The sequence below is a fragment of the Sphingobium sp. FG11 genome, assembly GCF_057809915.1.
This window is the reverse complement of sequence record NZ_JBMDKW010000011.1, coordinates 63255-76160: the sequence shown is the minus strand read 5'-3', so window position 1 is coordinate 76160 and position 12906 is coordinate 63255. Positions and strand designations below refer to the sequence as shown.

Below are 12906 nucleotides of genomic sequence, written 5' to 3'. Positions count from 1 at the left end.
TCGCCTCAGGCGATCGCGCCCGTGGCCTTTCCGGCGACCTCGAACATGCCGATAATCTGCGTGACCTGATCGTCGGAATGTTCGGCGCACAGCGAACAGCGCAGCAGGAACGTGCCCGCAGGCGTCGCGGGCGGGCGGGCCATGTTGACGTAGAGGCCCAGTTCCAGCAGCGCCTGCCAGATCGCCACCGCCTGCGCCTGATCGGACAGGATCACCGCGATGATCGCCGACTGCGGCGTTTTGGTGCCGAGCGTGAAGCCGAGATCGGTCAGGCCCTTGTGCAACCGCTGGCTGTTCTTCCACAGATGCGCGCGCTTTTCGCCCGCATGCATCAGCTTGCGGATGCTGGTGGCCGCCGTCGCGACGACGCTGGGGGGCAGGGACGCGGTAAAGACATAGGGGCGGCAGACGAGGCGCATCACTTCGAACTTGGGATGGTTCGATACGCAGAAACCGCCGACGGTGCCGACCGACTTGGAAAAAGTGCCGACGACGAAATCGACATCCTTCTCGACGCCCTGCTCCTCATAGACGCCGCGGCCATTGGGACCGAAAAAGCCCATGCCATGCGCTTCGTCGACCAGAATCATGCAGTTGGGATGCTTGCGCACCGCCGCGACCATATCGGGCAGGGGGGCGATGTCGCCCAGCATCGAATAGACGCCCTCCAGCACGACCAGCTTCAGCGCTTCGGCGGGCAACCGGCCAAGCCGCTTGTCGAGATCCTCGACGCTGTTGTGGCGGAAGCGGACGATATCGGCATCACCCAGGAAACAGCCGTCATAGATGGAGGCGTGGCTATCGGCGTCCAGCACGACATAGTCGCCGCGTCCGGCCAGCGTCGAAATGACGCCCAGATTCGCCTGATAGCCGGTCGAAAACACCATCGCCGACGACGTGCCGTAAAATTCCTTGAGCGCGTCCTCGACTTCCCTGTGGCCTTGGTAGGTGCCGTTCAGCACGCGGCTGCCGGTGGTGCCCGCGCCGAACTCGTCCAGCGCCTTCTTGCCCGCCGCGACCACATCGGGGTCGAAGGTCATGCCCATATAATTATAGGTGCCAAGGAGGATCGTCTCCTTGCCCTTGATGACGGCCAGCGTCGGCGACTTCACCTCGTCCATCACGATCGCGAACGGATCGCGCACGCCCGTCGCCAGCAGCGCCTCGCGCTCCGCGATCAGCGGATCGAATTTCGACAACAGGTCGCGTGCCGCAGGGGTTTCGGCGGGCGTGCGGGCATCGTTTGCGGTCTGTGCGGCGTCGGTCATGGTCAGCCCTTCAGCTTGACCACGGCATCGGCCAGCTGGCCGATGGTTTCGATTTCGGCCTGCATGTTCATCGTGATGAGGATGTCGAATTCATCCTCGATCGCGGCGACGAAATCCATCACGGTCAGGCTGTCCCATTCGAGATCGCCCGCGAAGGTGGTGGCTTCGGTCAGCGCTGCCTCCTTCTTGTTGAAGGGGGCAATCTGGGCGGCAATCTGCTCGAAAATCTGCTGGCGATCGGTCATTGTGTCTTTCGGCTTCCGTCAAAAGCGGCCTTTGCCGCCCGGCGCCGACCATTGGCAAGGGAATAAGGCGGCAATCGGGCAGCATAGCGCCCGATTGTGCCGTCCCTTGCGGGGTCAGCGGAAATTGTCGGCGTATGCCTGAATTTTCAGGGTCTTGGGACCGCTGGGAATGACGGCATAGGCGATGCCTTCCCGGTCGGCATAGGCGCAGGCGGCCTCCTGCGACGGGAAAGTCAGTTTGATCTGCTGGCGCGTGTCGCCTGATCCGGCCCAGCCGGTGAGCGGGTCGGGCTTTTTCGCTTCGACGGCCGCATATTCCAGCACCCATTGATCGGTGCGGGCCTTGCCGGACTGCATGGCGTTTTTCTGGATCTGATAGATGCGCGCGCTCATCGCGAAAAACTCCGTGGCTGGTTGCGCTGCGTTGCACCAGTGCGGCGCGATAATCAAGATTTGCCGCGCGCATCGGCCCTTTTCGTGCGCAGCGTCGCCGCCGCGCCAGCCGGATCGTCCGGCCAGGGGTGGCGGGGATAACGCCCGCGCATTTCCTTGGCGACGTCGCGCCAGTTGCCCGCCCAGAAGCCGGGCAGATCGCGCGTCGTCTGAATCGGGCGTCCCGCAGGCGAGGTCAGCGACAGGATGAGCGGAATGCGCTGGCTGCCGACGGTCGGATGATCGGCGAGACCGAACAGCGCCTGCACCCGCAGTTCGACGCGCGGGCCACCTTCCGCGCCATAGTCGATTTCATGCGTGCTGCCCGCTGGCGACCGGAACTCGGGCGGGGCGAGCCGGTCGAGCTGCTGCTTGCCGTCCCATCCCAGCAGGGCGTCCAGCACGCCCGACAGCGCCGACCGATCGATATCGGCGAGCCGTCGCCTGCCCGTCAGCAGGGGCGGGAGCCATTCGTCCAGCGTGGCCATCAACTGTTCGTCCGACAGGGCGGCGATCCCCGCATAGTCCGCGCGCACCCGCAGCGACCGGGCGGCATCGGACCAGGGCAGCAGCGACAGGCCGCCCCGGCGCACGCCATCGGTCAGGGCAGAGGCGACGGCCTCGGGATCGGGCCGGTCATCCGAGCCGGAGGACAGCCGCACCGCGCCGAGCCGCCGTTCGCGCAGAGCTTCGATCCCGCGGGTTTCGGCGCGAAAGCGCACCGTGCGATGCTCGGCAATGCGGTCGCGGAACAGCGCCAGCACATCCTCCTCGTCCAGCGCAGCGGCGGACAGGATGCGCGCGCCCGCAGCCGTGCCCTGCACTTCGCCGACCGCCAGCCATGTCTCGCGCGCCAGCGGGCTGAGCGGATCGAGCCGGAAGCCGCGCCCGCCCGCGCTCACCCAGTCCGCGCCATCCGCCGAACGCCGCTTCGACACCCGGTCGGGAAAGGCGAGCGCGAGACAGCGCCCCACATCATGCAGCCCCGACTGCCCCTTCGCCCCGCCAACGAGCGCGGTCCAGCGCCGTGCGAGCGCGCGCCCGGCATCGGCGCGCGGGCCGCCCTCGCGCCGCCAGCGCTGGAGCCGCTGCGCAAGATCGGCATCCTGCCCGCCGATCCCCCGTTCGCCCAGCAACACCGCGATTTCAGCGGCTAGCGACGCCATCCCCATCTCGCCTGCGCGCACCAGCATATGCCCGATGCGGGGGGCGAGCGGCAGCTTCGCCAGCGCCTTGCCATGCGCGGTGATGCGCCCGTCGCTATCCAGCGCCTCCAGCGCCGTCAGCCGCGCGCGTGCCTCCGCGATGGCGGCGGGGGGCGGGGGATCGAGCCAGCGCAGGCTCGCCGGATCGCTCACGCCCCACAGCGCGCAATCGAGCAGCAGGCTCGACAGATCGCTCTCCAATATTTCAGGCGGATCGAACGGCGGCATGCCCGCCGTCGCCGCCGCTTCCCACAGGCGATAGGCGACGCCGGGCCGCTGCCGCGCAGCGCGACCGGCGCGCTGGGTCGCGGCCGCCTGACTGGCGCGCTCGGTCACGAGCCGGGTGACGCCCGCCGCCCGATCATAGCGGGGGCGGCGGGCAAGGCCGCTGTCGACCACGATCCGCACGCCGTCGATGGTCAGGCTGGTTTCGGCGATCGAGGTCGCGAGGATCACCTTGCGCCGCCCGTCGCGCGCGGGACGGATCGCGGCGCGCTGGGCCGCCTGGTCGAGCGATCCGTGGAGCCGGTGCACCTGCGCGTCGACGCCTTCGATCCGTTCCGCCGTCCGCTCGATCTCCGCGACGCCGGGCAGGAAGGCGAGCAGGTCACCGTCCGGCTCCTCGGCCAGCGCGCGGCGGATGGCGGCGGCCATCTCGTCCTCGATCCGCTTTTCGGTGTTGCGGCCGACAGGGCGCAGGTCGAGCGGCTGGATTCGCCCCTCGCTCTCGATCACCGGCGCCCCGAGTCCGTCGATGTCAAGCAGCGCGGCGAATCGCGCCCCGTCGAGGGTCGCCGACATCGGCACGATGCGCAGGTCCGGCCGCAGCGCGCCTTGCGCATCCAGCGCCAGCGCCAGCCCGAAATCGCTGTCGAGGCTGCGCTCATGCACTTCGTCGAACAGCACCGCCGACACCCCGGCGAGTTCGGGGTCGTCCTGAATCCGGCGCACGAAAATGCCCTCGGTCAGCACCAGCAGCCGGGTGCGCGCCGACTGGCGGCTGTCCATGCGCGTCGCATAGCCGACCGTGCCGCCCGGCTGTTCGCCCATCATCTCCGCGATCCGCTCCGCCGCCGCGCGCGCGGCAAGGCGTCTGGGCGACAACAGCAGCACCTGACCCGTGCACCATGGCTCGTCCAGCAAAGCGGGCGCGACCGCCGTGGTCTTGCCTGCGCCCGGCGGCGCGACCAGCACGGCATTGCTGCCCGCCCGCAACGCGGCGAGCAGATCGGGCAGCACGGCATGGATGGGCAGGGGGATGGGCGGGGCGGTCATCCCCGGCCTTTAGCGCGCGACGGCGGGACCGAACAGATAGACGTGGATCGGATTATGCGGATCGATCAGCATCTTGGCCGTCAGCGCCAGCGACATGAGGATCAGCAGCGGCTTGATGAGCCGGGAACCGAACCGCATCGCGAGATGGGAGCCGATCTGCGCGCCGATGATGTTGCCGACCGCCATCGTCAGTCCGACAACCCACAGCACATAGCCGCCATGGATCATCGTCAGCAGGCCGGCGAGGTTGCTGGCGAAATTGGCGGCCTTGGTATGGGCGGTGGCGCGTAGCAGGCTGAGGCCACCCAACGCGAGAAAGATGGTGGTGTAAAACGCCCCCGCGCCCGGCCCGAAAAAGCCGTCATAGAAGCCGATCGCGCCGACCAGCAGGCTGAGCAGCGCGATGCCGACCCGCTGATGCCGGTCGATCTCGCTCGCTTTGGGGGAGAAGGTGAAATAGGCGGCGATGGCGATCAGCAGCGCGGGCATCAGCCCGGCCAGGATCGACGGGCTGACCCGCTGCACCAGCGATGCTCCGCCGACCGAACCGACGAATGCCGCCCCGATCGGCCAGCGATAGGCGCGCAGGTTCAAATGCCCCTTGCGCGCATAAGCGATGCAGGCGCCGAACGTCCCGAAGCAGGATTGCAATTTGTTGGTCGCGACCGCCGACACGGGCGGAATGCCCGCCGCCATCAGCGCGGGCAGGGTGATGAGGCCGCCGCCCCCGGCCATCGCGTCGATGCACCCGGCCATCAGCCCGGCGACCATCAACAGCGCCAGAGTCTCGGTGGTGAAGATCATTGCGGACTTTCGGGGCTGCGGGTCGCGTTACGGCTCGACCATAGGAACGACCGCGGCTCGATTTCCCTCAACCTCAATAAGCGCGGGCGATGGCGAACTCGACGGCTTCGGTCAGCGCCTCCTTGGCGCGGCCCCCGGCGAACATGCCCAGCGCATCGATCGCGCGCTGGCCATAATGGCGGGCGCGGGCCAGCGTGTCGGCGATCGCGCCGGTGCTGCGCAACAGATCGGTCGCACGGGCCAGATCCTCGTCGCTGATCCGGCTGCCCGCCATGGCGTCCTTCCAGAAGGCGCGATCCTCCTGCGATCCGCGCGCATGCGCCAGGATCACCGGCAGCGTCACCTTGCCGTCGCGGAAATCGTCGCCCGCATCCTTGCCCATGGTTGCGCCGTCCGATTCATAGTCGATCGCGTCGTCGATCAGCTGGAAGGCGATGCCCAGATTGCGGCCATAGACGTCCAGCGCCCGCTCCTCCGCCTCGCCCCGGTCGGCGACCACCGCCGATATGCGGCAGGCGGCGGCGAACAGGGCGGCGGTTTTCGCGCCGATAATGTCGAGATATTGTTCTTCGCTGGTTTCGATCCGGCGCTGTGCGGTCAGCTGATTGACCTCGCCCTCCGCAATCACCGCCGATGCGTTCGACAGGATCTTGAGCACCTTGAGCGATTCGGCTTCGACCATCAGTTCGAACGAGCGGGAGAAAAGAAAGTCGCCCACCAGCACGCTGGCGCTGTTGCCCCAAATGAAATTGGCGGTCTTGCGGCCCCGGCGCAGACCCGATCCGTCGACCACATCGTCATGGAGCAGGGTGGCGTTGTGGATGAACTCCACGGCGGCGGCCAGTTTATAGTGCCGCGTCCCGGCATAACCGACCAGGTCGGCGCAGGCGAGCGTCAGCATCGGCCGCAACCTTTTGCCGCCGCCCGCGATCAGATGGCCGGCCAGTTCGGGGATCAGCGGGATGCGCGAGGCCATGCGGTCGATGATGACCGCGTTGACCTGATTCATGCCCTCGCCGACCAGCGCCATGATCGGGGCGAGCGATGGCGCGCTGGCGCGGCCGATCGAATGGACATTGCCGGATACGGATGCTGTCATGACGCGGCCCATGTGGCGACCCAAAATGCGTAAAGCAAGCGGGAATAGCTTGCTTGGACGGCCGGATGGCGCAAAAAGCGCCGCCCTATGGATCGACGCATCGGCCGGAGGCGACATGCCGCCTCCATTTAGCGATGCAGGGGCGGAGGATGATCGTGGACGAAACTTTGCAGCGTTATCGCGAAAGCATCGACAATATCGATGCGGCGCTGGTGTTCATGCTCGCCGAACGCTTCAAGATCACCAAGGCGGTGGGCGAACATAAGGCGACGCACCAGTTGCCGCCCGCTGATCCGGGGCGGGAGGCGCGGCAGGTGGGGCGGCTGCGCCAGCTCGCGCTCGACGCGAAGCTGGACCCCGATTTCACCGAAAAATTCCTGCGCTTCATCATCGACGAGGTGATTCGCCATCATGAAGGCCTGCGCAACGGCTGAGAGTGTGTTTGGAAATGCGCCTTTGGTGCGGCAACCTGAAATGCGCGCTCTCGCGCATTTCCAAACAGACTCTGAAGCTCAGGCGGGTTCGGTGATCGCGTCGCTCGGCCTGGCCGAACTGCGGCCGAGCAGTACCCCACCCAGCGCCAGCGCGAACCCGGCGATCTGGAGGGCGGCGAGCCGCTCGCCGAACAGCAGCCAGCCCTCGATCGCGGCCAGTGGCGGAACGAGCAGCAACAGCATCGACATGCGCGTCGCCCCCTGATGCCGCACCAGCCAGACGAGCAGCGACAACCCTCCCGCCGACAGGCCCAGCACCGACCAGGCCAGCCCGGCCCACAGCATCGGCGCGCCGTCCCATCGCCAGTCGCCACCGATCAGGACGGCGGCGACCATCACCATCGCGCCGCCTGCATTCTGCACCGCGCCCGATATCCATATGCCGTCCGTCGCGATCGTGCCGCGCTGGATCAGGGTGCCGCCCGCCATGCAGATGATGCCGGTCAGACCGGCGGCGACGGGTGCGAATGTGATCGCGCCCACGCCCGCGCGGCCGATCGCCGGGGCCAGCACGCAGGCGACGCCAAAGATCGCGACGAACAATCCGGTCCATGCGCGGCCGGGAAGCCGCTCGCCCAGCAACGGCACGCTCGCCACCGCGACCATCAGCGGTTGCAGCGATCCCAGCAGCGCCATGATCCCCGCGGGCATGCCGCGACTGACCGCCCACCAGCCGAGCGACAGATAAAGACCGTGCATCAGGATGCCCGCCGCCAGATGCAGGGCGAGGCGGCGGCCCTTTGGCAAGGCCTGCCGCGCATGGGCGGCCAGCGCGCCCAGCAGCAGCGTCGTCAGCAGCATCCGGACGGCCAGCACCAGATCGGGCGTCGCATGGGGCACCACCGCGCGCGCCACGATGAAGCCGGTGGACCAGATCAGGACGAACAGGATGGAAGCGGCAAGGGCGAGCATGATCGCCCGCCTTTGCCCGGCGCGCAGGCCGCTGTCGAGGGGGGCTATTCCCGCCCGGCGCGGATCGCCGCCCCACCCGCCAGCGGCGTGATCGCCACCAGCAGCAGCGAGGTCGCGCCCAGAAATTTGAGCGCCGCGCCGCTGCCGTCGCCCAGCGTCCCCGCGCCGAAGATCAGCAGCGGCACCGCCAGCGGCAAAGCGAGCAGGCCCGCCAGCGCGCCGCTCGACCGCAGCCCCGCCGTCAACGCCGCGACCAGCAGGGCGAGCGCGGCAAGCCCCGGCGTCCCGATCAGCAACCCGGCCTCCAGCAGAGCGATCGTGCCGCCGCCAAGCTTCAGCAGCGCCGCCGCTGGAAGCACGGCCAGCATCAGCGGCGGGCCAAAGCCCAGCCAGTGCGCGATCAGCCGGGCGATCAGCATCATTTCCTCGCTGATGCCGCGCAGGGCGATCTGGTCCAGCACGCCCGCATCGCGATCGGGCGCGATCAGCCGGTCGATCGGCAGCAGGCTCGCGAGCAGTGCCGCGATCCACAACATGCCCCCGCCGGTGCGGCCGAGCAGCGCGGCGTCCGGCCCGACGGCAAAGGGATAGAGGCTGGCGACGAGCAGCAGGAAGGCGACGGGGAGCCACAGCCCCGCCGACCGCCATGCCTGGCCGATGTCGCGGGCGATGAGCAGGCGCAGCGTCCTCATCCTTCGTCCGCCCGGTATGTTGCGAGATCGATGCTTGCGGTCATGGCCATCGGCAGCGGCTGGTGCGATGCCGCAAGCAGGATGCCGCCGTGCGCGCGATGCGCCGCCACCGCCGCGCCGAGCAAGCCCAGCGAGGCGTCGTCCAGCCCGTTGCCCGGCTCGTCCAGCAGCCAGATATCCGCGCCCGATGCGATGACGCGGGCCAGCGCGGCGCGCTTGCGCTGCCCTGTCGAAAGCATCCGCACCGGCAGCTTGGCCAGGGGCGCGAGCGCCATGGCCTCCAGCGCAGCATCCAGCCGGTCCGGGCTGACCCCGTCGATCTGCGCCCAGAAGGCCAGCGCCTTGCGCAGCGGCAACTCGCTATCGAGCGCCAGCCGCTCATCGGCCAGGGCGATCCTTCCCTGCCGGGTGACGTTGCCCGCAAAGACGGGCAGCAATCCGGCGCAGATTCGCAGCAGGCTGGATTTGCCGATCCCGTTGGGACCATGCAGCAGGACCGCCTGTCCCGGTTCCGCCGTCAGAGTGACATCGCGGAACAGCATCCGCCCGCCGCGCGCGCAAGCGACGCCTGTCAGCCGCGCATGCGGGCCGCTCATGGCGCGACCATATCCTCCAACACATGCATGTCGAGGTCGGACAGGCCGAAATGATGGCCGATCTCATGCACGACGACATGGGTGATGAGCAGGTCGAGCGGGATGCCGGTTTCGACCCATTCGTCGAGCAGCGGCCTGCGGAACAGATGGACGCTGGGTGGCGGATCGCCGGTCTGCACGGGGTCGCCCACCGGCCGTCCGCGATACAGGCCGGTCAGGCCGAACGGATCGTCAATCTCCAGGTCCTTGAGCGTCTGCGGATCGGCGAACTCCTCGACGAACAGGACGATATTGGCCAGATGGTCGTGAAAAGGCGCGGGCAGACGCCCGAGCGCTTCGAGCGCCAGCGTCTCGATCTGGCCGGCGGTCGGCGCGTGGAGGGGGTGTTGACCAGCTTCAGCCATGGGTGCCACATAAGCGAAACGATTGTGCGAGGATAGACAAATGGTTGGTAAACTGGACGATGAGGAACGGGCGCGCGCGCTCGCCGATCTGCCCGAATGGACGGCGGTCGCCGATCCCGACGGCATCCGCCGCCGCTTCGCCTTCGCCGATTTCAACGCCGCTTTCGGTTTCATGACGCGTGTGGCGCTGCTGGCGGAAAAGGCGGATCATCATCCCGAATGGTCCAACGTCTATGGCCGGGTGGACATCTTGCTCACCACCCATGACGCGGGCGGCCTGTCGCGGCGGGATATCGCCCTCGCTTTGGCGATCGATGCGCTGATGCGCTGATCCCGTCACCCGATTTCGCGCCGCAGGCTGGCGATCAGGTCGGCGACATGGGGCAGCCGCGCTTCTTCTTCATCGAGGATCGCGAGGAAGGCGCTGCGGCGATAGGTGTCCAACGCGCCGTCCGGCAGGCGCGCCTGGCCGGGCATGGTGGAGATCACAATGTCCAGCAGCCGCTCGACGCCGTGGAGCCGCCCCCACAGATAATCATTCTCGCGATAGGCGCGGCTGAAAAACGCGCCGAAATTGTTGAACTCGATGCCCTTGAGCGTGGCGTCCGCGCCCCCTGAGCGAATGGCGTCGCAATCCTCGGGCGAGATGCGATCGACCTTGATCGGATCATATTCGTCCACCGCATCGCCCTGCAACAGCGGCAGGGTGGCGATGTCGTAAAAGGGGAAGCCGAGATAGGCGAGCAGCATCGTCCGCCGCCCTGCCTTGGGCAGCGCCGCAAAGCCATCGGCGAGCAGCAGGTCGGTCAGCCGGTCCTTGTCGCGCAGATTCCGCGCCCGCGCGATCGCCTCCAGCGCCGCGGCGGGATCGCTGTGCAGATCCCCGGCGCTGGCGCGCGCGGCATCATCGTAAATCTCGCGGCTCTCGCACTGCGCATAATGGGCCAGCGCCCGGTAGATAGCGTCGCGCATCTTCTGCACGGCGGGATCGTCGGCGGGGCTTTCCGGTTCCAGCGTTTCGGTCAGCCGCCGCGCCAGAAAGCGCAGCCGGCGGATGCGGAACGACAGGTCATGCGCGCGAAAGAAGCTGACGGGCGGGGAGGACGGCCCGACATTGTCGGTTAGCTGATCCGCGCCGATCGCGCGAATATGCGTCCAGAGCGACTGGCGACAGGTCTCGCGCATCATCGCGCTGCTTTCGCCGCTCAGGTCGAACAGCAGCGCGGCCAGATCCTCGACGATACCCGACAGTTTCAGATGCCCGTAAGCGGGAAAGGCGAATCCGGCGGAGGTCGCGGCGCGCTGCTGCGCCTTGGCGCGCCAGTTCATCAGCCGGGGCGCGGTCGGCCGGTCGAGGAACAGCATGCCGCCGATCGCGCTCTCCACCTCCGCCTCGATCCCCGGCCGCAGCGCATGGAGGATGCGCACCGTGCGGCGGATGCGGGCGCTGTGGCGGTCGATCAGCTCCAGATTGTCGCGGATCGGCTGTTCACGCGGAATGTCGCTCAACGCGCCAAAGATGGTGCGGAAAAAGCCGGGCAGGGGGCCTTCCTGCCCAGCCTCATCCTCCTGCTCGCCGCGCCGGTTGAGCCGGATCGAGCGATGGCCGGGCTTGGGATCGATATAGACGAAGCGCCGGTCGATCTCTCGCCGCGACGGCCGGTTGCGCAGCGCGCCGATGGCAGGCGCAAAGGGCGCGTTGGCCAGCACCGATCCGTCGATCAGCACCGCGTCCTCCGCCTGTCCCTGCGCGGTCTGGCGCGGGAGCACGCGGGCGAGGAACGCATCGCGCCCCGGCCAGGCGCGATGACGATGCGTGAGAACCCGGTCCAGCTCGCGCACGGTAAAGGGCGGAAAGGCGCCGGGGAAGCTCGCGGTGGCGCGGGCGGCGAACACCAGCTCCACCGCGTCGGCGAATTGACGCTGGTCCCGATCATCGGCGCGAAAGCCGATCGACAGGCGATGTTCGGTCTCCACCACCAAAGGCGGGCTGTTGAGCGTGAGGCTTTGCGGATGGCCTTCGAAATCGGTCACGGTGACGAACAGGTCGAGCGGATGACCGGCGGGCAACAGCGGCGGTCCCGCCGGCGAAGCCGCCATCGCGTCGAACGCATCGAGCAGCATGGTGGAAAAAATCTCGCCGCCAAAAGGTGGCTCGAACCAGCGCGAGCGGATGAAGCGCGACAATTTGTGCCGCACCTCCTCGCGCGTTTCCGGCGCGACGGTGCGCTCGACCGTATCGCCCGGATGCCGCGCCGCCATCCAGACCAGCGGCGCGGCCCAGAATTTGCTGATCGCGCGGGCGGGTCGGGCATCGGGATCGAGCAGCTTGTCGACATCGGCATTTTCCAGCCACATATCGGTCAGCGGCTCCAGCGACTGCCCGGTCTCGATCGCTTGCGCCAGGAAGATACCGTTGATCCCGCCCGCGCTCGCGCCCGCGATGATGTCGGGCATGATTCGCAGCCGCACCCCGCTCGCCGCCTCCATATCCGCCAGCAGCCGCGCATAGACCGTCTCGCTGCCCGGTTCTGGCGCTGTGCCGTCATGAAAGGCCCGGCTCGCGCGCGCCAGCCGCCAGATTTCCTTGGTGATGCCGTGCATATAGACGGCCAGACTGATTCCGCCATAGCAGACCAGCGCCAGCCTCAGTTCCTTCTCCCTCATGCGCCGAACGTCGCAAACGCCGGCCCGCTTGTCGAGGGGGCGATGGGTGCGCGCCGGTCAGGCAAATCGCAACTCGGCCCAGATCGGCAGATGGTCCGACGCCCGCCGCGCGGCCGCGCTTTCATGCACCCCGCAATCGGTCAGCGTCGTCCGTTCGCAATGCATGATCCGGTCGAGCCGGGCCACGGGGCGGCGCGCATGAAAGCTGCGCCCGCACGGCGCGAACGAATAATGGCGCGCAAAGTCGGCAAGACAGCCCCGGTCGGCGCTCCATTCGTTAAGGTCGCCCATCAGGACGGTCGGCAGCGATTCGCCATGGGCGGCGGCATGGATCACCGCCGCCGCCTGCCGCCGTCGCCACAGGCCCGACAGGTCGAGGTGCATGCCGAACACACGCAGCCTGTGGCCATGCAGTCCAACCTCCGCCATGGTCGCGCCGCGCGGCTCGAGGCAGGGCAGGTGCAGCACGTCATGGGCGGCGATCTCGGCTGCTTTACGCACCAGCAGGACGTTGCCATGCCATCCCATCGAATCGCTCTGCACATTGAGCGGCACGGGCTTGTAATCGCTCTGGCTTTCCAGCAGCCAGGCGGGGATCGCCGCCGACCGGACCCCAAAGCGGCGGTCCGCCTCCTGCAACGCGATGATGTCGGCGTCGAGTTCGCCCAGCACCTCCAATATGCGCTCGGGGTTGCGGCGGCGGTCGGTGCCGATGGCTTTGCGGATATTGTAGCTGGCGAAACGGATGGACTGCATCGCTACTGAATGCCCAAGGACGCCGCAGGTTTCCAGCGCGCCGTGCAACATGTGATT

At 67.8% G+C, this 12906-nt stretch carries 14 protein-coding genes; 2 read left to right on the top strand and 12 right to left on the bottom strand.

Annotated features, from left to right (window positions below):
• Positions 1 to 5: 5 nt before the first annotated feature.
• The 6 genes from spt to ACODSN_RS11170 form a co-directional block, all read right to left on the bottom strand.
• Positions 6 to 1268: a serine palmitoyltransferase gene (spt, locus tag ACODSN_RS11195; protein ID WP_489055408.1), complete on the bottom strand. Its 1263-nt coding sequence runs from the start codon at positions 1266 to 1268 to the stop codon at positions 6 to 8.
• Positions 1269 to 1270: 2 nt separating this feature from the next.
• Positions 1271 to 1513: an acyl carrier protein gene (locus ACODSN_RS11190; RefSeq protein WP_489055406.1), complete on the bottom strand. Its 243-nt coding sequence runs from the start codon at positions 1511 to 1513 to the stop codon at positions 1271 to 1273.
• A 114-nt stretch (positions 1514 to 1627) separates the two neighbouring features.
• On the bottom strand, positions 1628 to 1906 hold the full coding sequence (locus ACODSN_RS11185; protein ID WP_489055404.1) for an ETC complex I subunit: 279 nt from the start codon (positions 1904 to 1906) through the stop codon (positions 1628 to 1630).
• 53 nt (positions 1907 to 1959) lie between these two features.
• Positions 1960 to 4425: an ATP-dependent helicase HrpB gene (hrpB, locus tag ACODSN_RS11180; RefSeq protein WP_489055402.1), complete on the bottom strand. Its 2466-nt coding sequence runs from the start codon at positions 4423 to 4425 to the stop codon at positions 1960 to 1962.
• Between the two features lie 9 nt (positions 4426 to 4434).
• Positions 4435 to 5229 carry a TSUP family transporter gene (locus ACODSN_RS11175; protein ID WP_489055400.1) on the bottom strand — a complete coding sequence of 265 codons (795 nt, stop codon included), beginning with the start codon at positions 5227 to 5229 and terminating at the stop codon, positions 4435 to 4437.
• Positions 5230 to 5302: 73 nt separating this feature from the next.
• Positions 5303 to 6328, bottom strand: a complete 1026-nt coding sequence (locus ACODSN_RS11170; protein ID WP_489055398.1) for a polyprenyl synthetase family protein — start codon at positions 6326 to 6328, stop codon at positions 5303 to 5305.
• Positions 6329 to 6477: 149 nt separating this feature from the next.
• Between ACODSN_RS11170 and ACODSN_RS11165 the strand changes: the two genes are divergently transcribed.
• Complete coding sequence (locus ACODSN_RS11165; protein ID WP_489055396.1) at positions 6478 to 6762, top strand: chorismate mutase; 285 nt, start codon at positions 6478 to 6480, stop codon at positions 6760 to 6762.
• Between the two features lie 78 nt (positions 6763 to 6840).
• Here ACODSN_RS11165 and ACODSN_RS11160 read toward each other — a convergent pair whose 3' ends face one another.
• The 4 genes from ACODSN_RS11160 to ACODSN_RS11145 are packed head-to-tail and all read right to left on the bottom strand — an operon-like array spanning position 6841 to position 9426.
• Positions 6841 to 7734 carry a DMT family transporter gene (locus tag ACODSN_RS11160; protein WP_489055395.1) on the bottom strand — a complete coding sequence of 298 codons (894 nt, stop codon included), beginning with the start codon at positions 7732 to 7734 and terminating at the stop codon, positions 6841 to 6843.
• A 44-nt stretch (positions 7735 to 7778) separates the two neighbouring features.
• Positions 7779 to 8426 (bottom strand): heme exporter protein CcmB, encoded by a 648-nt coding sequence (locus ACODSN_RS11155; protein WP_489055393.1) that lies wholly within the window; start codon positions 8424 to 8426, stop codon positions 7779 to 7781.
• Complete coding sequence (ccmA, locus tag ACODSN_RS11150) at positions 8423 to 9022, bottom strand: heme ABC exporter ATP-binding protein CcmA (RefSeq protein ID WP_489055391.1); 600 nt, start codon at positions 9020 to 9022, stop codon at positions 8423 to 8425. Before ccmA ends, ACODSN_RS11155 begins: the two co-directional genes overlap by 4 nt.
• Positions 9019 to 9426 (bottom strand): metallopeptidase family protein, encoded by a 408-nt coding sequence (locus ACODSN_RS11145; protein WP_489055389.1) that lies wholly within the window; start codon positions 9424 to 9426, stop codon positions 9019 to 9021. Before ACODSN_RS11145 ends, ccmA begins: the two co-directional genes overlap by 4 nt.
• Positions 9427 to 9466: 40 nt before the next feature.
• Here ACODSN_RS11145 and ACODSN_RS11140 point away from each other — a divergent pair, with 40 nt between their 5' ends.
• Positions 9467 to 9757 (top strand): 4a-hydroxytetrahydrobiopterin dehydratase, encoded by a 291-nt coding sequence (locus ACODSN_RS11140; RefSeq protein WP_489055387.1) that lies wholly within the window; start codon positions 9467 to 9469, stop codon positions 9755 to 9757.
• A 5-nt stretch (positions 9758 to 9762) separates the two neighbouring features.
• Here the strand turns inward: ACODSN_RS11140 and ACODSN_RS11135 are convergent, their stop codons facing one another.
• Both ACODSN_RS11135 and ACODSN_RS11130 read right to left on the bottom strand, forming a co-directional pair.
• On the bottom strand, positions 9763 to 12093 hold the full coding sequence (locus ACODSN_RS11135; RefSeq protein ID WP_489055385.1) for a patatin-like protein: 2331 nt from the start codon (positions 12091 to 12093) through the stop codon (positions 9763 to 9765).
• A 57-nt stretch (positions 12094 to 12150) separates the two neighbouring features.
• Positions 12151 to 12849: an endonuclease/exonuclease/phosphatase family protein gene (locus ACODSN_RS11130; protein WP_489055383.1), complete on the bottom strand. Its 699-nt coding sequence runs from the start codon at positions 12847 to 12849 to the stop codon at positions 12151 to 12153.
• Positions 12850 to 12906 lie beyond the last annotated feature (57 nt).

Coding starts and splice junctions, on each gene's coding strand:
- spt (WP_489055408.1), bottom strand. CDS start 1,268: ATGACCGACGCCGCACAGACCGCAAACGATGCCCGCACGCCCGCCGAA.
- ACODSN_RS11190 (WP_489055406.1), bottom strand. CDS start 1,513: ATGACCGATCGCCAGCAGATTTTCGAGCAGATTGCCGCCCAGATTGCC.
- ACODSN_RS11185 (WP_489055404.1), bottom strand. CDS start 1,906: ATGAGCGCGCGCATCTATCAGATCCAGAAAAACGCCATGCAGTCCGGC.
- hrpB (WP_489055402.1), bottom strand. CDS start 4,425: ATGACCGCCCCGCCCATCCCCCTGCCCATCCATGCCGTGCTGCCCGAT.
- ACODSN_RS11175 (WP_489055400.1), bottom strand. CDS start 5,229: ATGATCTTCACCACCGAGACTCTGGCGCTGTTGATGGTCGCCGGGCTG.
- ACODSN_RS11170 (WP_489055398.1), bottom strand. CDS start 6,328: ATGACAGCATCCGTATCCGGCAATGTCCATTCGATCGGCCGCGCCAGC.
- ACODSN_RS11165 (WP_489055396.1), top strand. CDS start 6,478: ATGATCGTGGACGAAACTTTGCAGCGTTATCGCGAAAGCATCGACAAT.
- ACODSN_RS11160 (WP_489055395.1), bottom strand. CDS start 7,734: ATGCTCGCCCTTGCCGCTTCCATCCTGTTCGTCCTGATCTGGTCCACC.
- ACODSN_RS11155 (WP_489055393.1), bottom strand. CDS start 8,426: ATGAGGACGCTGCGCCTGCTCATCGCCCGCGACATCGGCCAGGCATGG.
- ccmA (WP_489055391.1), bottom strand. CDS start 9,022: ATGAGCGGCCCGCATGCGCGGCTGACAGGCGTCGCTTGCGCGCGCGGC.
- ACODSN_RS11145 (WP_489055389.1), bottom strand. CDS start 9,426: ATGGCTGAAGCTGGTCAACACCCCCTCCACGCGCCGACCGCCGGCCAG.
- ACODSN_RS11140 (WP_489055387.1), top strand. CDS start 9,467: ATGGTTGGTAAACTGGACGATGAGGAACGGGCGCGCGCGCTCGCCGAT.
- ACODSN_RS11135 (WP_489055385.1), bottom strand. CDS start 12,093: ATGAGGGAGAAGGAACTGAGGCTGGCGCTGGTCTGCTATGGCGGAATC.
- ACODSN_RS11130 (WP_489055383.1), bottom strand. CDS start 12,849: ATGCAGTCCATCCGTTTCGCCAGCTACAATATCCGCAAAGCCATCGGC.